15 protein-coding genes are annotated in these 21,841 nt (G+C 58.7%); 14 read left to right on the top strand and 1 reads right to left on the bottom strand.

Annotated features, from left to right (window positions below; translation table 11 throughout):
* Positions 1-16: 16 nt before the first annotated feature.
* From C4885_RS01020 to C4885_RS00960, 14 genes are all read left to right on the top strand, one after another.
* Positions 17-1,180, top strand: coding sequence for an ABC transporter permease (locus tag C4885_RS01020; protein ID WP_113998624.1), 1,164 nt, complete (start codon positions 17-19; stop codon positions 1,178-1,180).
* A 10-nt stretch (positions 1,181-1,190) separates the two neighbouring features.
* Complete coding sequence (locus C4885_RS01015) at positions 1,191-2,225, top strand: ABC transporter ATP-binding protein (protein WP_113998623.1); 1,035 nt, start codon at positions 1,191-1,193, stop codon at positions 2,223-2,225.
* Complete coding sequence (locus tag C4885_RS01010) at positions 2,225-3,181, top strand: ABC transporter ATP-binding protein (RefSeq protein WP_113998622.1); 957 nt, start codon at positions 2,225-2,227, stop codon at positions 3,179-3,181. The genes C4885_RS01015 and C4885_RS01010 overlap by 1 nt, the downstream gene beginning before the upstream one ends.
* Before the next feature lie 185 nt (positions 3,182-3,366).
* Positions 3,367-5,052, top strand: coding sequence for an ABC transporter substrate-binding protein (locus tag C4885_RS01005; protein WP_113998621.1), 1,686 nt, complete (start codon positions 3,367-3,369; stop codon positions 5,050-5,052).
* Entirely contained in the window at positions 5,052-5,537 is a 486-nt protein-coding gene (locus C4885_RS01000) for a peptidylprolyl isomerase (protein WP_113998620.1), read from the top strand. Before C4885_RS01005 ends, C4885_RS01000 begins: the two co-directional genes overlap by 1 nt.
* 370 nt (positions 5,538-5,907) lie before the next feature.
* Positions 5,908-6,177 carry a hypothetical protein gene (locus C4885_RS16235; protein WP_147237723.1) on the top strand — a complete coding sequence of 90 codons (270 nt, stop codon included), beginning with the start codon at positions 5,908-5,910 and terminating at the stop codon, positions 6,175-6,177.
* A gap of 60 nt (positions 6,178-6,237) precedes the next feature.
* A complete protein-coding gene (locus C4885_RS00995; protein ID WP_147237721.1) occupies positions 6,238-7,992 on the top strand; it encodes an SGNH/GDSL hydrolase family protein in 1,755 nt (584 codons plus the stop codon).
* A 28-nt stretch (positions 7,993-8,020) separates the two neighbouring features.
* On the top strand, positions 8,021-10,177 hold the full coding sequence (locus C4885_RS00990) for a glycoside hydrolase family 3 C-terminal domain-containing protein (RefSeq protein ID WP_113998618.1): 2,157 nt from the start codon (positions 8,021-8,023) through the stop codon (positions 10,175-10,177).
* Positions 10,178-10,204: 27 nt separating this feature from the next.
* Positions 10,205-11,158 (top strand): sugar ABC transporter permease, encoded by a 954-nt coding sequence (locus C4885_RS00985; protein ID WP_113998617.1) that lies wholly within the window; start codon positions 10,205-10,207, stop codon positions 11,156-11,158.
* A 16-nt stretch (positions 11,159-11,174) separates the two neighbouring features.
* Positions 11,175-12,068 (top strand): carbohydrate ABC transporter permease, encoded by an 894-nt coding sequence (locus tag C4885_RS00980; RefSeq protein ID WP_242979429.1) that lies wholly within the window; start codon positions 11,175-11,177, stop codon positions 12,066-12,068.
* 139 nt (positions 12,069-12,207) lie between these two features.
* On the top strand, positions 12,208-13,941 hold the full coding sequence (locus tag C4885_RS00975) for an extracellular solute-binding protein (protein ID WP_113998616.1): 1,734 nt from the start codon (positions 12,208-12,210) through the stop codon (positions 13,939-13,941).
* 214 nt (positions 13,942-14,155) lie between these two features.
* Positions 14,156-17,602 carry a glycoside hydrolase family 2 TIM barrel-domain containing protein gene (locus C4885_RS00970; RefSeq protein ID WP_113998615.1) on the top strand — a complete coding sequence of 1,149 codons (3,447 nt, stop codon included), beginning with the start codon at positions 14,156-14,158 and terminating at the stop codon, positions 17,600-17,602.
* Positions 17,603-17,613: 11 nt separating this feature from the next.
* A complete protein-coding gene (locus C4885_RS00965; RefSeq protein WP_113998614.1) occupies positions 17,614-18,732 on the top strand; it encodes a cysteine desulfurase family protein in 1,119 nt (372 codons plus the stop codon).
* 29 nt (positions 18,733-18,761) lie between these two features.
* Positions 18,762-20,720, top strand: a complete 1,959-nt coding sequence (locus tag C4885_RS00960) for an alpha-glucuronidase (protein ID WP_113998613.1) — start codon at positions 18,762-18,764, stop codon at positions 20,718-20,720.
* 46 nt (positions 20,721-20,766) lie between these two features.
* On the opposite strand, the gene C4885_RS00955 is transcribed toward C4885_RS00960, so the two are convergent.
* A complete protein-coding gene (locus tag C4885_RS00955; RefSeq protein ID WP_113998612.1) occupies positions 20,767-21,672 on the bottom strand; it encodes an AraC family transcriptional regulator in 906 nt (301 codons plus the stop codon).
* Between the last annotated feature and the right edge of the window lie 169 nt (positions 21,673-21,841).

The following is a 21,841-nucleotide window of genomic DNA, read 5'->3' as shown; positions in this document are numbered from 1 at the left end:
AAAGGTGAAAACACTTATGGCAGATTTAACCGCACAGAACAAGTGGGAACCGCTTGCTACCGATAACAGCGACCGTGAAAAAATCTGGTCCAAAAGCCGCACCTTTGCAGGTGACGTCTGGTTCCGTTTCCGCCGCAAGCCGACGGCCATCGCCGGTTTTGTGATTATTATCGCCCTGATGCTTTTTGCATTGGTCGGCCCCCTGTTTACCCCGTATGATTACTCCGTGCAGAATCTGGAAGTTGTCAACGTTCCGCCGGTCATGAAGGTTTACCAGATCCCCAACGGCGACTACCTGTACATTACCACCGCCCTGAAAGTCATCTCCGTTACCCCGGACGGCAAACTGAGCGGCCAGTTGCGCAAGGTGCGCGATGAATCCGATAAATCCATGACCATCTTTGATGCCGACGGCACCGAGGTTGCCCTGTATTACGGCGGCAGCCCCTATGTCATTGCCGATGAAGCCACCGGCAGCATCTACCCGTCCAAGACGATGTTGAACAAATCCTACATCCTTGGCACTGACGCCCTGGGCCGCGATGTGCTGACCCGCCTGATGTACGGCACCCGCATTTCCATGCTGGTTGCCTTGATGGCTGCGTTCGTCAACCTTATCATCGGCATTCTGTACGGCGGTATTTCCGGTTACCTGGGCGGCACCGTGGATATGATCATGATGCGTATTGTGGATATTATCTCCACCATTCCCCTGACGCTGTATGTTATCCTGATCATGCAGGTGCTGGGTGCCGGTATCCAGAGCATCATTGTTGCCTTGGGCAGCGTGTACTGGGTGGATATGGCCCGTGTTGTGCGCGGCCAGATCCTGAGCCTGAAGCAGCAGGAATTCGTTCTTGCCGCCAAGACCATTGGTTCCTCTGCCACAACGATTCTGTTTGACCACCTGATTCCCAACGCGCTCGGCTCCATCCTTGTTACCATTACCATGCTCATCCCCTCTGCCATCTTTATGGAGGCTTTCCTGGGTTATTTGGGCATCGGCCTGCAGCCCCCGCTGGCCAGCCTTGGCACCATGTGCAACGATGCATCTGCCAACCTGCGCACCAGCCCGCACGAGCTGTTGATCCCTGCTTTGATGATTTGTGTGATCATGTTTGCCTTTAACTTTGTCGGCGATGGTTTGCGTGATGCACTGGACCCGAAGCTGAAGAAGTAAGGAGAGCAAAATGAGCGAGACGATTTTGAAGGTAGAGGATCTGAAAACCTCCTTTATGACTTCCTCCGGCGAAGTGCAGGCTGTGCGCGGCGTCAGCTTTGAAGTGCATAAGGGCGAGATCCTTGGTATCGTTGGTGAATCCGGCAGCGGCAAAAGCGTTACTTCCATGTCCATCCTGCGCCTGCTGGCCGATACTGCCCGCATTAAAAACGGCAAAATTGAATTTGAAGGCACCGACCTGACCAAAGTCAGCGATAAGCAGATGCGCGAAATCCGCGGCCAGAAGATCGCCATGGTGTTTCAGGACCCCATGTCCAGCCTGAATCCGCTGATTCCCGTTGGCAAACAGGTTGCCGAAATGATCCATGTACACCACCCGGAGATGAAGCGCGACGAGCTGCAGGCTGCCACGCTGGAGCTGTTCCGCGAAGTACGTATTCCCGAAGCCGAAAAGCGGCTGAAATCCTACCCGCATGAATTTTCCGGCGGTATGCGCCAGCGCGTCATGATCGCCATGGCACTGGCCAACCACCCCGACCTGCTGATTGCGGACGAGCCCACCACCGCCCTGGATGTGACCATCCAGCACCAGATTTTGAAACAGATGCGCTCCCTGCAGGAGGAATACGGCACCAGCATCATCTTTATCACCCATGACCTGGGTGTTGTGGCTGAGCTGTGTGACCGCGTTGTTGTTCTGTACGGCGGCCTTGTGATGGAGGAAGCGGAGATCAACGATCTGTTTGAAAACCCGCTGCACCCCTACACCATGGGCCTGCTGGCCTCCATCCCCGGCCTGACCAAGGATAAGAGCGAGCGCTTGCAGTCCATCCCCGGCAGCCCGCCGGATATGACCAAGCCCCCCAAGGGCTGCCCGTTTGCTTCCCGCTGCCAGTTTGCGCGCAACATCTGCGCAGCCGAGTGCCCGCCGTTTGTCCAGGTTGGCAGCCGTCAGGCACGCTGCTGGCTGCTGCAGCCGGACGCCCCGGCCGAGGGAAATCCTCTGCATGAAAAACTGGCAGAAGCCGAAAGGAAGGCACACTAATGGAACAGCCCATTCTTCAGGTAGAGCACCTGACAAAATTCTTTTCTGTCGGCCCGCACGCGGAAGTTCATGCAGTAGATGACGTCAACTTTACGCTGCGCCGCGGCCGCACCTTTGGCCTGGTTGGCGAGTCTGGCTGCGGCAAAAGCAGCTGCGCACGCACCATCATCCGCATTTATGAGCCTTCGCAGGGCAAGATCATCTTCAACGGGCAGGATATCGCCCACCTCAAGCCCCGGCAGATGCAGCCGGTGCGCCGCAACATGCAGATGATCTTCCAGGATCCGTATGCTTCGCTGAACGCCCGCATGACGGTGCGCGATATCATTGCCGAGCCGCTGAAAGCCCACCATGTTTGCAAAAGCAAGCAGGAAGTTGACGAAAAAGTCTTTGCCATGCTGAACCGCGTTGGCCTGACGGCAGAACACGCCGGACGGTATGCCCACGAGTTTTCTGGCGGCCAGCGCCAGCGCGTCGGCATTGCCCGCGCCCTGGTGCTGAACCCCGCGCTGGTCATCTGTGATGAGCCCATCTCCGCACTGGACGTTTCCATTCAGGCGCAGGTCGTCAATCTGCTGCGTGACTACCAGCAGGCCGAAGGTACCTCTTACCTGTTTATCGCCCACGACCTTTCGATGGTGCGTTACGTTTCGGATGACATCGGCGTGATGTACCTGGGCCAGCTGGTGGAAAGCAGCGATTCTGAAGAGATCTACAAAAACCCGCTGCACCCCTACACCAAGGGCTTGCTGAGCTGCATTCCCATCGCGGACCCCAAGCTGGCCCGCGCCCATGCGAGCGCCGGTGTGGAGGGCGATCTGCCCAGCCCGGTCAACCCGAAACCCGGCTGCCGGTTCTGTGGCCGCTGCCCCTATGCAAAGCCCATTTGCAGCGAGCAGACCCCGGCCATGAAGGAAGCCGCACCCGGCCATTTTGTGGCCTGCCACCTGTATTAAGCCTTTTTCTTTTGGTTTCTCCGTTTCTTGTTCCGGCAGCCTGCCGCAAACGGGTACCGGCGGCCAAAGCGGGATATGCAACACGGTGGTGCTGTTCCGTTTTGGCTCCCCTGCCCGGTTTGCTGCGCCCTGCCGGTGCAAAGGAACGGCAAACATACATTATTTTCTTTTCGAGGGGGATACACATGAAAAAGAAAGTCATCAGTGCCGCTCTTGCCGGCACGCTGGCGGTCTCCTTGCTCAGCGCCTGCGGCGCTTCCAATGAGCCCCAGAACATCTCCGATGTTTCTTCTGCTGCCAGCAGCGAAGCAACTTCCACCACCGCTTCCTCCGAGTCTACCGGTGATGCCGCCCAGGAACTGACCTTTGTTCTGAGCAACATTCCCGACGGCCTGGATCCGAGCGTGACCAACAACTCCTTCGCACAGTATGTTCTGATCAACTGCTTCGAAGGCCTTGTTACCTATGACAGCACCGGCACCCTGGTTCCCGGCAACGCTGAAAGCTGGGATATCAGCGACGACGGCCTGACCTACACCTTCCACCTGCGCGACGGCCTGAAGTGGAGCGATGGCAGCGACCTGACCGCTGAAGATTACGTTTACACCATTCAGCGCGTTCTGACCCCGGCCACCGCCGCACAGTATGTCAGCATGGCTACCGATTACATCAAGAATGCTCAGGAGTATTACGACGGCACCGCCACCGCTGACGACCTGGGCGTGAAGGCTCTGGACGACAAGACCCTGGAGATCACCCTGATCCAGCCCACCTCCTATTTCATCGACATCCTGAGCATGTGGACCTTCTCCCCTGTTCAGAAAGCCACCGTTGAAGCCAACGGCGACAAGTGGTCCACCGAAGCAGATACCTATATCTGCAACGGCCCCTTCAAGATCGCCAGCATGAGCATGAACGAAAACGTCATTCTGGAAAAGAACGAGAACTACTGGGATGCTGAGAATGTCTCCCTGCAGAAGGTCACCTTCCGCTACGTTCTGGATCAGGCAACTGCTCTGACCGCTTACGAGTCCGGCGAGGTTGACGGCGTTGCCAGCATTCCTTCCTCTGACTTTGCCCGCCTGAAGGCCGAGAATGCCGGTGTGCAGACCAGCCCCAGCTACGGCACTGTTTACTATGACTTCAACTGCTCTGCCGAGCCTGTGAACAACGTTCTGGTCCGCAAGGCAATCTGCCTGGCCATCGACCGTCAGTCCATCATCGACAACGTTGTGCAGGTCGATGCACAGCCCGCTTACAGCTTCCTGGCCCCCGGCTACTCTGTTGATGGCAAGGATATCACCGAAGGCCGCGAAAGCTTTGGCCTGTCCGCTACCGCTGACGTTGAGGGCGCTCAGGCTGCCTTGGCAGAGGCTGGCTACCCCAACGGCGAAGGCTTCCCCACTCTGACCCTGAGCTACTACGACAACGACACCGTCAAGAAGGTCGTTGAAGCTATGGCTGAAATGCTGAAGAACAACCTGAACATCAATGTTGAAGTTTCCTCCAACGAGTGGAGCATCTTCTATGACGACGTTCAGAAAGGCAACTATCAGGTTGCTGCCATGGGCTGGAGCGCTGACTACGTGAACCCCATGAGCTTCCTGCCCCTGTGCAAGACCGGCGATTCTTCCAACAACCTGTTCTATTCCAACGCCGATTATGACGCTCTGGTTGAGCAGGTCAAGGCTGAGAATGATCCGGCCAAGGCTGCTGAGCTGACCCTGCAGGCTGACGCCATCGTTTCCAACGATTACGCTGTTCTGCCCCTGTACTACAAGTCCAACAACTACCTGATGCATGACAACATCAGCGGTTTCTACATGACTGCTTCCGGCAACCTGTTCTTCAAGGATGTGAAGGTCGGCTAATGCGTTGCACGATTGAAACCAGGGACTTTGGTACTATGGTTTTTACGCTGTACCCGGAATATGCCCCCCTCACCGTGGCAAACTTTGTGAAAACTGCACGCAGCGGTTTTTATGATGGTTTGTGTTGGTGCCGCATCGTTAAGGATTATGTCATTCAGGGCGGTTCGCCGGACAATGACATCATGACGGACAGTGATTGGCATATTAAGGGCGAGTTTACGGAAAATGGCGTCAACAACCCGCTCAAGCATATCCGCGGTGCCCTTTCTATGGCGCGCGATGATGACTTTGATACCGCCGGCACGCAGTTCTTTGTTGTTCACAAGGATGCTGCCAAGCTGGACGGCCGTTACGCCGCCTTTGGCGAAATGGAGAGCGGTTTTGATGTGCTGGACGCCATTGCCAACCAGCCCACTTACGGCCCTGAAACCTGGAACAAGCCCAAACAGATGCCTGTCATCACCAAAATCACGATCGAAGATTGATGGTTTTGGCTGACCGGCTGAACTGAACCACAACACCCCCTGCACCGGAAAGCATTGTGCTTTTGGTGCAGGGGGTGCTTTTGTGCTGTCTGTTGTTCGGTTGCCGTTCGCCATCATTTGTACATTTTCAATGCGTGCGTCGATCTCCGCCTGCGCATAGCCCAGCTCCGCAAAAACGTTGCGATAGTGTGTGGGCAGGGTAACTGCTGCCATAAATCGGCCCCTTTCGTTGTTCAGTTTTGGCTCAATATAGCAGGTTGCAGCGGTAAAATCAAGGGGGTACCGGGCTCGATTTTCAACAGGGCAACATAAATACAGCACCCCTGCATTCTACTTATAACGCAGTGTATCCGTGGAATTTAGCGCAAAAATGACGCATTTTGCAAGAAAAGCCCCGTCGTTTTCGGGACTTTCGGCTTTTGCAATGCTTATTTTGTGCTATTTTTCAGGCTGTGCAAATTTTGGCGATGCCGAACAAGCGCAGCAGGTAGGAAAAATTCGCGGCATATATGCACCATTTATCCATAATGATGACACGAAAGTTACAATTCGTTTCTCAAATCGCACAAAAACTGTGTTTTTCTTTCTAGCACATTGCACAAAAAACAATCAACAAGCCTGTAAAAACAGCAGATATTGATAAGATACATAGCAAAAAATGAGAAGCGTGCATTTTCGGAATGCGGTATAATAACGGCAGATGATATGTTTGGCCTGTGATGAGCTCACCAAACATAAGACACAGACAATTCAGAAAAGAGTGAAGCAAACGGTGTTGGACAAGATCGCACCCAAGGACCCAACGGCCAAACGCCCGGGATTTTATGTACTGCTGGACAAGCCGGTCGGCGGCCTGCCGAGCAATGACGGCGTAGGCCGCCACCCCGTTTATATCAATGGTGACCGCCTTGTAACTTTCGCCAAGATGGTCGGCGGCATTGACGATGAGAACATTCTGGAAATGCTCCGCACGGCCAAGGGCTTCCGCAAGCTCGTGCACAGCGTCGGCGTCAGCATCGTCGGCGACCTGCCCGACAAGGTCGTGACCTTCACCCTCGGCTTCTCCGGGGAACTGGGCAGCGGCGGCAGCCGCAACAGCATGAAGATTACCACCGATGGCACCGAGCACATCATGGTCATGGATGAGCAGCAGTGGTCCGACAGCGACGAGACGCCGCAGGAGTTTCTGTTCGAGCTCGTCAAACCGAAGGACATCGCCACGGCCACCGTCAAGCTCTACTTGAACGACGGCTACACAGTCCCCGAGGTTGACCCCGACCCGCCCGTGGCTTTCGATACGCCCGCCTACAGCGAGATGATCGCCCGCAGCTGCCTGAGCACCGGCAACAACATCCGTATCAAGCGTGTGTTGCAGCAGCTCCGCGATGGCAAGCCCACGACGATCGCCTTCCTGGGCGGCTCCATCACACAGGGCGCGGGTGCGGTTCCCTCGCAGGAAATGTGCTACGCGCGCAAGACCTATGAGGCCATCTGCGAAAGGTACACACCCGACCACGGCGCACATGTCCGCTACATCAAAGCGGGCGTCGGCGGTACGCCCTGCCAGCTCGGCATCATCCGCTATGACCGCGACATCACCCGCGACGGTGTGGTGCAGCCCGATCTGATCATCGTCGAGTTCGCCGTCAACGACGAGGCTGACGAGACGAAGGGCCTGATGCACGAGAGCCTGATCCAAAAGATCTGGTCAGCCCCCAATGAGCCCGCCGTTGTGATGCTGTTCAGCGTTTTTGCCAACGACTGGAACCTGAAGGATCGCTTGGCTCCCATCGGTTGGCGGCATGAGCTGCCGATGGTCAATGTGCTGGACGCCGTCAGCCCGCAGTTCCGCGTTGGTGTCGGCGAGCGCAGCGTCATCACCCGCCGCCAGTACTTCTACGATGTGTTCCATCCCTCCAACAGCGGGCACCGCATCATGCGGGACTGCCTCATGTATATGCTGGACCGGCTGGACAAGCAGCAGGAAGGGCCTGCCCCGAAAGAGCTCGCCCCCTACTACGGTTTCGACTTTGCCGAGACGAAGCTGCTGGACCGCAGTGTGAACCCCTTTGACGCGGTCATCGACCCCGGCTGCTTCACCGAGACGGACACCGATTTACAGAGCGTGCCCTTCGACTTCGAGGATGTCAACACCCCCGAGTTCCCCCACAACTGGAAGAAGGGCGCGGGCGACAACCCGTTCACGATGGACATCACCTGCCGCAGCATCCAGCTCGTTTTTAAGGATTCGGGCAGCAAGGAGTTCGGCGCGGCAGTCGTCACGGTAGACGGCAAAGAGGTCGCGGCCTACGACCCGCGGCAGGCCGGTTGGACCCACTGCCATGCGGCCATTATCTTAAAGGAAGAAACCGCGCAGCGGCACCACATCGAAATCAAGATGCAGGAGCCGGGCACGGACAAAGTATTCACCATTTTAGGCTTCGGCGTTCTGTAAAGGACACGGAAGAACAGGAGGAAGCATTATGAAGAGAACCAAGAATCCCGCTAAAGAGGCTGAGTACCGCAAGCGTGCGGCCGACCTCGTTGCGCAGATGACCCTGCACGAGAAGGTCAGCCAGATGCTGAGCTGGGCTCCCGCGATCGAGCGTCTGGGCATCCCCGCTTACAACTGGTGGAGCGAGGGCATCCACGGTGTCGGCCGCGCGGGCACTGCCACCGTCTTCCCCCAGGCCATCGGCATGGCCGCCGCCTTTGACGAGGACATGATGGAGCAGGTCGGCAACGCCATCGGCGTTGAGGCTCGCGGCAAGTACAATATGTGCCGCGCCCACGGTGACCGCGACATTTTCAAGGGTCTGACCGTCTGGGCCCCCAACATCAACATCTTCCGCGATCCCCGCTGGGGCCGTGGCCACGAAACTTACGGCGAGGATCCGTTCCTGACGAGCCGCCTCGGCGTCCGCTTTGTTGAGGGTATGCAGGGCGACGATCCCGATTACCTGCAGGCCGCCGCCTGCGCCAAGCATTTCGCCGTACACTCTGGCCCCGAAAGCGACCGCCACCACTTTAACGCCATCGTCTCCAAGCAGGACCTGTGGGAGACCTACCTGCCCGCATTCCGCGCACTGGTCAAGGAAGCCGGTGTCGAGGCCGTCATGGGTGCGTACAACCGCACGAATGGCGAGCCCTGCTGCGGCAGCAAGACCCTGCTAAAGGATATCCTGCGTGACAAGTGGCATTTTGACGGCCACGTTACCTCCGACTGCTGGGCCATCAAGGACTTCCATACCGGCCACATGGTCACGGACGGCCCTGTGGAGTCCGTCGCACTGGCCGTCAACAACGGCTGCGACCTGAACTGCGGCGACCTTTACGTTTACCTTGAGCAGGCCGTCGCCGAGGGCAAGCTTTCCGAAGAGAAGATCGACGAGAGCCTGACCCGCCTGTATGTGACCCGCATGCGTCTGGGTATGTTTGATGCCGAGGATCAGGTTCCTTATAATAAGGTTGGCTACGACGTTGTCGACAGCGCCGAGATGAAGGCCCTGAACCTGAAAGTCGCCGACAGCATCATGACGCTGCTGAAGAACGACGGCACGCTGCCGCTGGACAAGTCCAAGCTGCACACCGTCGGCGTCATCGGCCCCAATGCCGACAGTCGCAAGGCGCTGCTGGGCAACTATGAGGGTACTGCCTCCCGCTACACCACCGTGCTGGAGGGCATTGAAGATTACCTCGGCGACGATGTGAAAGTCCGCTACTCGCAGGGCTGCCACCTCTACGCCGACAACATCCACGGCTTGGCCGAGTCCAACGAGCTGATGAGCGAGGTCAAGGGCGTCTGCGAGGAGAGCGATGTCGTTATCGCAGTCCTCGGTCTGGATGCCGGCCTTGAGGGTGAGGAGGGCGACCAGGGCAACCAGTTCGCCAGCGGCGACAAGCCGAACCTGAAGCTCCCCGGCCATCAGGAGGAAGTCCTGAAAGCCTGTGTTGAGAGCGGCAAGCCTGTTGTTCTGGTTCTGCTGGGCGGCAGTGCATTGGCTGTCAACTATGCAGATGAGCACGCAAGCGCCATTCTCGAAGCCTGGTATCCCGGTGCCCGTGGCGGCGAGGCTGTGGCCCGCGCTCTGTTCGGTGAGACGAACCCGCAGGGCAAACTGCCCGTCACCTTCTACCACAGCGACCGCGACCTGCCGGAGTTTACCGACTACGCCATGAAGGGCCGCACCTACCGCTACATGGAGAAGGAAGCCCTTTACCCCTTCGGCTACGGCCTGTCCTACACGAAGTTCGGCTTCAAGAACGCTGCTGTCAGCGCGAATGAGGCGGGCTCCGACGGCCTCGATGTGACGGTGGACGTCACGAACGAGGGTTCCGTTGCGGGCCGTGAGAGCGTGGAGGTTTACGTCAAGGCCGAGCGCGAGAACACCCCGAACGCCCAGCTGAAGGGCCTTGCCAAGGTCGAGCTGCAGCCCGGTGAGACGAAGCAGGTCAAAATTCACCTGCCGCTGGCCGCCTTCGCCCTCTGCAATGAGGAAGGCACGCCGATCGTTGAGGCAGGCAGCTACAGCGTTTATGTCGGTGCTTCCCAGCCTGATGCCCGCAGCGTAGCGCTGATGGGTCAGGCCCCCGCAAAGCTGACTGTCACCCAGTCCGCAACGCAGGCCCTTGACCTGTGATTGATATTAGGAAGGAGAGACAGAACCATGCCCAAGACCGCACAAAAAGACGCTTCTGTGGCCACTGTCAAGAAACAGGGTGCCGTGATGAAGCACATTAAAAAGTACTGGCAATGGTACGCAATGATGTTCATTCCCATTGTGTACTACATCGTGTTCCGCTACATCCCGATGTTCGGCAACATCATTGCGTTCCGCCGCTACCGCGCCGGCAGCAGCATCTTCGGCGATGAATGGAGCGGCCTGAAGTACTTCAACCAGTTCATGAAGGATCAGAACTTCTGGCGTGCGTTCAAGAACACACTGCTGTTGAACTTCAAGTATCTGATCATCAGCTTCCCGCTGACGCTGATCTTCGCCCTGTTGCTGAACGAGGTCAAGAATGTTCACTTCAAGAAGATTGTGCAGACGATCTCCTACCTGCCCCACTTCATCTCGATGGTCATCGTTGCGGGCATGGTCCGCGAGATTCTGTCCACCAGCGGTCCCATCAACAACCTCATCACCAAGCTGGGCGGCGAGGCCGTCACCTTCATCTCCCTGCCCGAGTGGTTTACGACGATCTTTGTTACCACGGGCGTATGGCAGGGCCTCGGCTGGGGCACCATCCTTTACTTGGCTGCCATGTCCGGCATCAACACCGAACTGTACGAGGCTGCTGAGCTGGACGGCGCAAACCGCTTCCAGCAGTGCCTGCACGTTACCATCCCCGCCATCCTGCCCACCATCTCCACCCTGTTGGTTCTGAACATCGGCAGCCTGTGCGGTTCCGCCGCTTTCGAGAAGGTCTTCCTGCTGTACACCCCCACGACCTATGAGACGGCCGACATCATCGCCACCTACGTCTACCGCATGGGCCTTGGCTCCGGCAACTACAGCTACGCAACGGCCGTCGGCCTGTTCCAAGGTGTTATCAACCTGGTCCTGCTCACGGTTGCCAACAAGGTCTCCTCTTGGCTGACCGGCAGCGGTTTGTGGTAATTAGGAGGATAAAATAATGGCAAAAGCAACTACTATGGGCCCCATGAAGATCAAGGAATCCGGCAGTTACCGCGTGTTCAAGGTCTTTAACGCCATCATCCTGACGCTGATCAGCGTTGCGATGCTTTACCCGTTCCTGTACTTGATCGCCCAGTCCTTCTCCTCTACGCAGGCGATCGTTGCAGGCCAAGTCGGCCTGATCCCGAAGGACTTCAACATCTCCACATATAAATACGTCGTCACCGACGGCAAGTTCATCCCCTATTACGGCAACACCATTGTGTACTCCATCATTGGCACGGTCTGCGCTCTGCTGTTCAGCGCCCTGCTGGCCTATCCCCTTTCCAAGGCGGAGCTGTACGGCGGCAAGGCCATCAACAAGTTCATCATTTTCACGATGTACTTTAGCGGCGGCATGATCCCCAACTACATTTTGATGGTTTCTTTGGGTCTGCGCGATACCGTGGCATCCTTCATCCTGCCCGGCATGATCTCCACCTACTACGTCATCCTGATGCGTTCCTTCTTCCTCACTCTCCCCCGTGAACTGGAAGAAGCCGGCGAGATCGACGGCCTGGACTTGTGGGGCGTGTTCTGGCGCATCGCCATCCCCCTGTCCAAGCCCATCATTGCCACCATGACACTGTTCTACGTCGTCCAGTACTGGAACGACTGGTTTGATGCTTTCCTCTACTTGGATACGACCACGAAATGGCCCGTTGCCTACTATCTGCGCCAGCTCATCAGCAGCGCTTCCGGCACAAGTGCCGATGCAGGCGATGCCATGCAGATCGCTTCCAACATCAAGTCCTGCGCCATGGTGCTGACGTCCGCTCCCATCATTTGCATCTACCCCTTCATCCAGAAGTATTTCGTGCAGGGCATGATGCTGGGTGGCGTTAAGGGCTAACGTTTTCGCGTTAGTGCTCTGCGTCCCGTTTTTCCACTGTCTTAAAACCGACGCCGACTCCGGCGCCGGATGAAAGAAAACGCCTGTTTTCCCAGGGCCTTCCGGGGAGCAGGAAAAAACGTAATGGAGGTTACGAAACATGAAAAAGCTCACATCCCTCGTGCTGGCTACCGGCATGGTGCTGTCTCTGGCTGCCTGCGGCGGCTCCGGCAGCTCCACGGCTGCAAGCACCACCAACACCGGTGACAGCACTGCTACCACCGACACCGCTGCTGCGGACGAGTCGAACCTCGGCTATGAGTACGGCGAGCACTTCCACTCTGACGAGCCTGTCACCTACACGATGTTCTTCAACGACAACCCCGCCTATCCCATGAACGACAAGTGGATCAACGAGGGCGTCTTTAAGGCCATCGAGGATGCCACCAACGTCCATCTGGAACTGACCGTCGTTGACAACTCCAACTACACCGATAAGGTTTCCTTGGCCGTTTCTTCCGGCACTGCCCCCTACATCATCCCCAAGATCTACACTGAAACTGCGTATGTCACCGGCGGCGGCGTTGTCCCCGTCTCCGACTATGTCCAGTATATGCCCAACTACTCCAACTTCGTCGAGGAGTACAACATGCAGGACGACTTGGCCACCATCACGCAGGCCGACGGCAAGTACTACCGCCTGCCCGGCCTGAAGGAGACCGCTCTGCAGGATTACACCTTCCTCGTCCGCAAGGACATCTTTGACGCTGCCGGCTACGATGTCGCCGAGCTGGAAAAGGATTGGACCTGGGACAAGTTCGCCGACGTGCTGATCGGCGTCAAGAAGTACATGGTCGAGCAGGGCATGTGCGGCGAGAATGACTACATCTGGTCCGATATGTGGTGCGGCCAGACCTCCGGTTACGGTCAGGGCGGCAACCTGCTGAAGCTGCTGGGTGCCTCCTACGATATCAACACCGGCTGGGCCATCACCACCAACTACGGTCTGGTCTATGACCCCGACAGCGATTCCTTCGTTGACGGCTCTGTCTCCGACAAATACAAGCAGGCCTACACTGTCCTGCAGAAGCTCGTCCAGAACAAGGTCCTTGACCCCGAGACCTGGACCCAGGATGACGACACCGCGCTGAACAAGTTCTACCGCGGCGAGACCGTCATCATGTCCACCAACCGTGCCCAGTACGCCGTCCAGGACGCCAAGGTCAAGGAGCAGCTGGGCGAGGGCAACTACGAGCTATACCGCATCCTCACTCCCATCGGCACATCCGACTATCAGGCCGAGAACCAGCGCCTTGAGTGCGGTATCATGATCTCTTCCAACGCTCTGAAAGAGCTGGGCGAGGACGAGTTCATCAAGATGATGCGCTTTGTTGACTGGCTGTGGTACTCTGACGAGGGCCTGACCCTGACCAAGTGGGGCAAAGAGGGCGAGACCTACACCGTCACCGACGGCGCTTACAGCCTGACCCCCGGTTACTACTGCAAAGGCCTGTCCATCGGACAGACCTCCGACGATCAGATCGACCTGCGTGAAGAGCTGGGCTACGCCTGCGGCAACTTCATGTATGGCGGCAACACCGAGCTGCTGACCAGCAACTTCACCGAGGATCTGCGTGACTTCTACGACCGTCAGGGCCAGTACCGCAAGCTGCGCCCGCTGGATCCCACCGTTACCTTCGACGAGGATCAGATGGAGATGCTGAACCTGTGGGGCACCCCCATGACCGATACCGTCAACGCTTGGACCTGCAAGTTTGCCATGAATCAGGCCGACATCAACAACGATTGGGATACCTACGTTGCTGAGGTCGAAGCCCAGAACATGCAGAACATCGTTGATATGTACAACGACACCTACAACGCAAGCAAGTAATTTGTTTGGAAACTGACTGTCCCTGCGACAGTGATGCAACTGCCGGGGGCAGCCTCACGTAACAACATGGGGCTGCCCCCGGTTTGCTGTTTATGGTACGCAAGTACCGCGCCCCGGTGACGGGGCGCACCGTGTGTGCCCGACACGGCCATGTCGGACCTGCACGGCACTTCCCGTCACATCCCCTTACCCTTATGAAAAGGAGCTGTTCCTTATGAAACGCACCGATTTCAGCGTCGACTGGCTGTTTGCCGCCTGCGCGCCGGATACCGAGCTGCTGCCTTGGAACGCGCAGTTCACCCCCGTCGACCTGCCCCACGATTGGCAGATTCGCCACGCGGACGATCTGTACCGCGATGGCACACTGTTCTACCGCAAATATTTCTTCGTCACCGATGTACCCGGCACCCGCCGCATGCTTTGGTTCGGCGGGGCCTACATGGATACGACCGTTTTCGTCAACGGCACCGAAGTCGGCCAATGGAAGTACGGCTACACGTCGTTCTGGTTCGACATCACCGACGCGCTGCATGAGGGCCAGAACGAGGTTCTTGTCCGCTGCAATCTGCGCCACCCCAACTCCCGCTGGTACTCTGGTGCGGGCCTGTACCGCAATGTGGAACTGTGGGAGGCTCCCGACCTCCACTTGATGCCCGATGGACTGTATGTAGCTGCCAAAGAGGGCGACAACGGCGCTTGGACCGTGGCCGTCACTGCCGAGGCGGGTTCCGTCACCGCCGCCAGCGCGGGCCGCACGCTGACGCTGCATCTGACCGATGACAACGGCAGCCTTCTTGGCACTGCCGCCATCCCTGCCGATGCATGGGCTGCTCTCCCCTCCCCCGATGGCTGGCGCACGGGCAAGGAAACCGCGATTTACAAAGCCTCGCACACCTTCACGCTGCAAGACCCCGCATTGTGGGACTTGGACGCGCCGAGCTTCTACCACATCACGGCAGAGCTAACCGGCGCCGATGGCGTTACCGACACACTAACCACCCGCTTTGGCTGCCGCACCATCGAAGCCACACCCGACTGCGGGCTGCTGGTGAATCACAAGCGCGTTTTGATCAAGGGCGTCTGCATCCACCACGATTTCGGCTGTCTCGGTTCGGCGTTTGAGTACAGCGCCGCCAAGCGTCAGCTTGAAATCCTCAAGTCCATGGGGGTTAACAGCATCCGCACAGGTCACACACCGCCCGCGCCGCAGTTCATGGATCTGGCCGACGAGATGGGCATTTTGATGGATGTCGAGAGCTTCGACTGCTGGCGCAGAGGCAAGAACCCTTACGACTACGGCCGCTTCTTTGACGAGTGGCAGGAAAAGGATGTTGCTGCCTGGATCCGCCGCGACCGCAACCACCCAAGCCTGCTGTTCTGGTGCATCGGCAACGAGATCTACGACACCCACGCGGGTTCCGAGGGCGCGGACACAATGCGGATGCTGCTGGCCGAGGTCGCCGCGCACGACCCTGCGCGCAACGGCATCCCAACGCTCGGTTCCAACTACATGCCGTGGGAAAACACACAGCACTGTGCCGATATCATCAAGGTCGCGGGCTATAATTACGGCGAGCGTCTCTACGCCAGCCACCACGAGAAGCACCCCGACTGGGTCATCTACGGCAGTGAGACGTCGTCCATCGTGCAGAGCCGCGGCATCTACCACTTCCCGCTTTCGCAAAGCCTGCTGTCTGATGACGACCTGCAGTGCTCAAGCCTGGGCAACAGCCGCACAAGCTGGGGCGCGGAGAGCTGGGATGTCTGCCTGCAGAGCGAGCAGCGCTGGCCATTCACGCTGGGGCAGTACCTTTGGACCGGGTGGGATTACATCGGCGAGCCGACACCTTACCACACGCGCAGCAGCTATTTCGGCACGATTGACACGGCAGGCTTCCCGAAGGACGCCTACTACGTTGTGCAGGCCGCGTGGCTCGACCCCAAGACACACCCAATGGTACACCTGTTCCCCTACTGGGACTTCAACGAAGGGCAGCTGATTGACCTCTGCGCTTGCACCAACGCCCACAGCGTAGAACTGTTTGTGAACGGCGAGAGCCTTGGCCGCAAGGTGCTGGACTCCGTCAAGGGCCGTACCGCCAGCTGGCAGGCAGCCTACCACCCCGGCAGCGTCAAGGTCGTAGCCTACGATGAAAACGGCAAGGTCGTGGCAACCGACGAGCAGGATTCCTTCGATGACAGCGCTATGGTCTGCCTGCAGGCTGACCGCAAGACGATTTCCGGCGATGGCCGTGAGCTTGCGTTTATCACAATCACAACCCGCGACAAGAACGGCAACCCTGTGCGCAACGCGAACGACTGCGTGACGGTCCGCGTAAATGGCGCGGGTGTGCTGGTGGGCCTTGACAACGGCGACAGCGCCGACCCCGACGAGTACCAGACCGACAGCCGCCGCCTTTTCAGCGGCATGCTGCTGGCCGTTGTGGCGGGCAATGGCCGCACCGGCACGATTACCGTGGATGTCACGGCCCCCGGCCTGCGCCCTGCAGTGCTGACGCTGAACGCCGCCCCGTTTGAAGGCCCCGTCCGCCGCCGTCTGCCGCCGCTGACCTTTGGCGGCAGCACGCAGGAAATCCCTGTGCGCAAGCTGGCCCTGATCGCCGAGCGCACAGCGCTGGACAAGGAGCACCCCGTAACGCACATCACCGCCGCACGCCGGCCAGCGGCAGCAACCTTCACCGACATCGAGTGGCAGTTGACCGACGACAAGGGTGTACCCGCCGTGAACGCGGCCATGCAGCCGGACGGTGATGTGCTGACGGTGACCGCCCTGGGCGATGGCACACTGCGGGTTCGTGCCCTGGCGCGCAACGGCCACGATGCGCCGCAGCTGATCTCCCAATTGGAGTTGTCCATCTCTGGCGTTGGTCAGCTGCACAAGAACCCTTATGAATTTATCTCGGCCAGCCGTTTTGATGCGTCCTTCGGCGACATCGGCAACGGCAACGAGCGCGGCGTTTCCACCTCCCGCACGGGCCGCAGCTGGGTGCTGTTCGATGATATCGACTTTGGCCCCGATGGTGCAGATACGGTGGAGCTGCCAATCTTTGTGCTGGACGGAGAACCGACGACCTTCCGCTTCTGGGACGGCGAGCCCTACGCCGAGGGCAGTACAATGATCGGCGAGCGCGTCTACCACAAGCCCAAGCAGTGGAACGTCTACCAGCCCGATACCTTCAAGCTGGACAAGCTCCTGCGCGGCATCGGCAGGTTTGCCGTGGAGCTGAACGTGAAGGTCCACATCAAGGGCTTTATCTTCACCCGTCATTCTCGCGCATGGGATACCCTGGCTGCGGGCGCGTGCGATGCCGTCTATGGCGATTCCTTTACCCGTGACGGGTCGCGTGTGCTGGGCATCGGCAACAATGTCTCGCTGCTGTTTGACCGCATGGACTTTGGCGAGACCGGCTGCTGCGGCATCCGCATTACGGGCCGCAGCCCGTTGCCCGCCAACACGGTGCATCTGATGTTTGCCGCTGCAGACGGCGGTGAGACCGAGCGCCGTGTGGTCGAGTTTGGCCCACAGGCCGATTGGGGCGAGCAAACCTTCACGTTTGAGCCCGTCACAGGGGCGCGGCAGGTCACGTTCCTCTTCCTGCCCGGCACGCAGTTTGACTTTGATTCCTTTACATTTATTTGAGGCAACTACCTATGAACCACGAAATTTATGCAGACCATGCCGCCACCGCGCCCATTGAGCCGCTGGCGCTGGAGGCCATGTATACCGCTTACCAAGAGTACGCGAACCCCGCCGCACTTTACCGCAGCGCCCTGCACACCAAGCAGACCGTGGAAAAAGCACGGCTGACCGTGGCGGAAAATCTGGGCTGCACCCCCGACCATATATTTTTCACCTCCGGCGGCAGCGAGAGCAACACCTGGGCCATCCGTGGCACGGTGCCGCAGGGCGGCCATGTGGTCACAACGCCCATCGAGCACCACTCGGTTCTGAATGCCTGCGCGTCAATCCGGGACGACGGCGGCCGCATGACAACGCTGGAGGTTGACGGGTTCGGCCGCGTTGTACCTGAGAGCTTGACCCGCGCCCTGGCGGCCCACCCCAACCTGGTCAGCTTGCAGTACGCCAACAACGAGGTAGGCGTTGTACAGAACATCCCCGCGCTGGCAGCGCTCTGCCGTGAGGCGGATGTGCTGCTGCACGTTGACGCTGTGCAGGCAGCGGGACACCTGGCCATCCCGCTGGACGGCATCGATTTTCTGTCGGCGTCGGCCCACAAGTTCGGCGGGCCGAAGGGCATCGGCTTCTTGTATGTGCGCGAGCCTCGCAAACTGCGCCCGCTGATTTACGGCGGCAGTCAACAGTACGGCCTGCGCCCCGGCACTGAGCCCGCAGCGCTGATTGCGGGCTTGGCCGCAGCGTTCAAGGTCACCTGCGACGAGCGCCGCCAGCGCACTGCCAAAAAGCGTGCCCTGGCCGAGGAGTTTTGGCAGACGCTGCATGCTGCCCGGCCCGAAGCACGGCTGCACACCCCTGCGGACGGCCTGCCGGGCCTGCTAAGCGTTGGCCTACCCGGCCGCAGCGGCCAGCGGCTGACCTACCAGCTGGATGTAGCAGGGGTCAGTGTCTCCCCCGGCGCAGCGTGCGACAACCGCGGCGTGCAGGAGCCCTCCCACGTTTTGATGGCTCTGGGCGGCACTGCGGCCGAGGATGCGCTGTCGACCTTACGTTTCAGCTTCGGCAGTGCGAACCGCCCCGGCGACGGCAAAGAAGCTGCGGAACGGCTGATAAAAATTCTGGAACAACAATAATTTTATTCACATATATAGGAGGTTTTACCATGGCATTTACCAAATGCTGGCTGGCATACCCGGAGATTAGGGGCTGCCGTTGCGACGCGATTTCTCTGCATACCGAGCTGACGGGCGAAACCATCGACCGCGCCAAGGCAGAACTGGCCGAGGGCTTCAAGGGCCTGTACGGCGCAGCGCTGACCGAGGGCGACGACATCACCCTGGCGCTGGACATGGCCCTGGACCCTGAGGGTTACCGCTTGAAGGCCGCCGACGGCCATTGCACCATCGAGGGCGGCAGCGAAGTAGGCGTTTTGTACGGCGTTTTTGCACTGCTGCGCAATCTGCAGACCGCAGGCAAGGCGTGGGCGCAGTTCACCGCCGATGAGGAGAAGGCACCATCCAACCGCCTGCGCATGCTGAACCACTGGGACAACATGGACGGCAGCATTGAGCGCGGCTACTCCGGCGATTCCTTCTTTTTCAAAGATTCCGAAATTCTAATCGATGTACCGCGTTTGACGGCTTACGCCCGTATGCTCGCGTCCGTGGGCATCAACGGCATCACAATCAATAACGTCAACGTCAAGGACGCCGCCAGCTGGCTCATCACCGACCGCTACTTCGGCGCCCTGCAGGAGTATCTGAAAATCTTCACCCCCTACGGCGTCAAGCTGTATCTGAGCATCAACTTTGCCGCCCCGATGGAGCTGGGCGGCATGGACTCCGCCGACCCCTGCGACCCCGCCGTGGCCAAGTGGTGGGCGGATAAGGCCCAGGAGGTCTGGGCAAACCTGCCCGGCCTGGGTGGTTTCCTGGTAAAGGCCGACTCCGAGGGCCGCCCCGGCCCCTTCACCTACGGTCGCAACCAGGCCGACGGCGCAAACATGCTGGCCGATGCCGTGGCCCCCTGCGGTGGTCACATTGTCTGGCGTTGTTTCGTCTACAACTGCCAGCAGGATTGGCGCAATACCAAGATTGACCGTGCCCGCGCAGGCTACGACTATTTTATGCCGCTGGACGGCACCTTCCGCGACAACGTCACGCTGCAAATCAAGAACGGCCCCATGGACTTCCAGGTGCGCGAACCGGTCTCCCCGCTGATTGGCGGCCTGCAGCACACCCACATTGCCGTGGAGTTCCAAATTGCGCAGGAGTACACGGGCCAGCAGCGCCACGTCTGCTACTTGATGCCCTGGTTCCGCCAGATTTTGGACTTCGACATGCACACCCGCCCGAACGGCGACGCCCATGTGCGTGCGCTGATCCAAGGCGCGGGCAACGGAATGGTGGCCGTGACCAACACCGGCAACGATGAAAACTGGACCGGCCACGACCTGGCCGCTGCGAACCTCTACGGATTCGGCCGCTTGAGCTATGACACCACGCTGGACCCCGCCGTGATTGCCGGCGAGTGGCTGCGGCTGACCTTCGGCAACAATGAGCCTGTGGAAAAGACGCTGCACCACATTTTGATGCAGTCCTGGCCCACCTATGAGAAATACAACGCCCCCCTGGGCGTGGGCTGGATGGTCAACCCCAACTACCACTACGGCCCCAACGTTGACGGTTATGAGTACAGCCGCTGGGGCTGCTACCACCGCGCCTCCTTCGACGGCATTGGCATTGACCGCTCGCCCACGGGCAGCGATTACTGCCACCAGTACGCCCCCGAACTGGCTGAAATGTACGCCAATGTGGAGACCTGCCCCGAAGAGCTGCTGCTCTTCTTCCACCACATGCCGTACAACTATGTGCTCAAGAGCGGCAAAACGATCCTGCAGCACATCTACGACACCCACTTCGAGGGTGCCGAGGACGCCGCGCGGTTCTACGACGAGGTTGTGACGCTGAAGCCTTACCTGGATCCTGCCGTGTACGCCCGCCTGGAGGCACGCTTTGCCCACCAGAAGGAGCACGCCTGTGAGTGGCGCGACGTCATCAACACCTACTTCTACCGCAAAACGGGCATCGGCGATGCCCACGGCCGCAAAATTTACGAATAATTAAAAAGTGCGCCGCCGCGTGGAACTTTCACGCGGCGGCGCTTTTTTATCCGTGGGAGGCCATCTGGCGGTACTCGGTAGGGGTATAACCTATCTGCGCCTTGAACAGGCGGTTGAAGGTTGCGATCGAGTTGAAGCCCGACCGCATAGCGATCTCGGTGATGGGGATCGTATCGTCCACCAGCAGTGCTTTGGCATAGATGATGCGGCGCGCCACCAGGTAATTGTGGCAGGTCATGCCCGTGTTTTCCTTGAACAAGCGCGAAAAATGGTAGACACTAAACCCCGCGCGGGAGGCCAGATCCTCGACCGAGAGACGCTCGGTGCAGTGGTTGTTGATGTAGGCGCACAACTCTGCAAAGCGGCGCATGTGGTCCTGCTGCTTGGGGTAATCCAGCACCTGCTCACTGTTCTGGCGGTGCTCATACCGCCCGAAGATCGAGAAAAAGTGCAGCATCAAGGCCATGATCTCGCTCTCACGGCAGACGTTCGTGCTGAAATACTCGCCCTCTATCTGCGCCAGCACCGCAAACAGCTGGTCGGCCAGTTCGGGGTCCTCCTGCCGGGTGACAAGGCGGAAGGGGTAGAACGTGTTGAACAACTCGGCCATGTCCTGTATCTGATGAAAGTACGATACGCTGTAGTTCATGATGTATCGCTCCCCCGTTTTGGGTGCGCGAATGCTGTGCAGCTCGCCCGATGCGATAATCAGCACATCATGGGGCTGCAGCGTCACGGTCTTGCCCGCAATCGTAACCGTGTAGGTCCCCTCGATGGGGGAGATGATCTCGCCAGGGGCATGCCAGTGCAGTGGGAAATCGGCGTCCTCCATGTTGCGGTAAAAGCGGATCGCCGTTGAAAAGCGGAAATCGACAGTTTCAGTCGTGCCGTCCAGATTCTCTATTTTGCCGGGGCTCACACTGCCGTATTTTTTGAGCAGTTCTACTTCCATAGTTTGTTTTCCTCGTGGCCTGCTGCCGTAAAAAGGTCGTTTCTTTTATTGTATCGCGGTTTTCCGCCCTAGTCAACAGGTACGGGGATGGAGTTCCCCCGCTAGAGTTTTATAATAAACGCAAAGCTCCAAAAACAGAGCTTTAGCACAAAAAGTAAAAATACCGTCT

The sequence above is a fragment of the Subdoligranulum sp. APC924/74 genome, from assembly GCF_003324125.1.
In the GTDB taxonomy this organism is placed as follows: Bacteria; Bacillota; Clostridia; order Oscillospirales; family Ruminococcaceae; genus Gemmiger; species Gemmiger qucibialis.
The sequence above is the reverse complement of the archived record's forward strand: the minus strand, read 5'-3'. Positions and strand labels throughout refer to the sequence as shown.

Excerpts from the sequence above, each read along its gene's own strand:
- C4885_RS01010 (WP_113998622.1), top strand. The coding sequence starts at position 2,225 with ATGGAACAGCCCATTCTTCAGGTAGAGCACCTGACAAAATTCTTTTCT.
- C4885_RS16235 (WP_147237723.1), top strand. The coding sequence starts at position 5,908 with ATGACGCATTTTGCAAGAAAAGCCCCGTCGTTTTCGGGACTTTCGGCT.
- C4885_RS01005 (WP_113998621.1), top strand. The coding sequence starts at position 3,367 with ATGAAAAAGAAAGTCATCAGTGCCGCTCTTGCCGGCACGCTGGCGGTC.
- C4885_RS00975 (WP_113998616.1), top strand. The coding sequence starts at position 12,208 with ATGAAAAAGCTCACATCCCTCGTGCTGGCTACCGGCATGGTGCTGTCT.
- C4885_RS00995 (WP_147237721.1), top strand. The coding sequence starts at position 6,238 with ATGATATGTTTGGCCTGTGATGAGCTCACCAAACATAAGACACAGACA.
- C4885_RS00965 (WP_113998614.1), top strand. The coding sequence starts at position 17,614 with ATGAACCACGAAATTTATGCAGACCATGCCGCCACCGCGCCCATTGAG.
- C4885_RS00970 (WP_113998615.1), top strand. The coding sequence starts at position 14,156 with ATGAAACGCACCGATTTCAGCGTCGACTGGCTGTTTGCCGCCTGCGCG.
- C4885_RS00980 (WP_242979429.1), top strand. The coding sequence starts at position 11,175 with ATGGCAAAAGCAACTACTATGGGCCCCATGAAGATCAAGGAATCCGGC.
- C4885_RS01020 (WP_113998624.1), top strand. The coding sequence starts at position 17 with ATGGCAGATTTAACCGCACAGAACAAGTGGGAACCGCTTGCTACCGAT.
- C4885_RS01000 (WP_113998620.1), top strand. The coding sequence starts at position 5,052 with ATGCGTTGCACGATTGAAACCAGGGACTTTGGTACTATGGTTTTTACG.
- C4885_RS00985 (WP_113998617.1), top strand. The coding sequence starts at position 10,205 with ATGCCCAAGACCGCACAAAAAGACGCTTCTGTGGCCACTGTCAAGAAA.
- C4885_RS00990 (WP_113998618.1), top strand. The coding sequence starts at position 8,021 with ATGAAGAGAACCAAGAATCCCGCTAAAGAGGCTGAGTACCGCAAGCGT.
- C4885_RS00955 (WP_113998612.1), bottom strand. The coding sequence starts at position 21,672 with ATGGAAGTAGAACTGCTCAAAAAATACGGCAGTGTGAGCCCCGGCAAA.
- C4885_RS00960 (WP_113998613.1), top strand. The coding sequence starts at position 18,762 with ATGGCATTTACCAAATGCTGGCTGGCATACCCGGAGATTAGGGGCTGC.
- C4885_RS01015 (WP_113998623.1), top strand. The coding sequence starts at position 1,191 with ATGAGCGAGACGATTTTGAAGGTAGAGGATCTGAAAACCTCCTTTATG.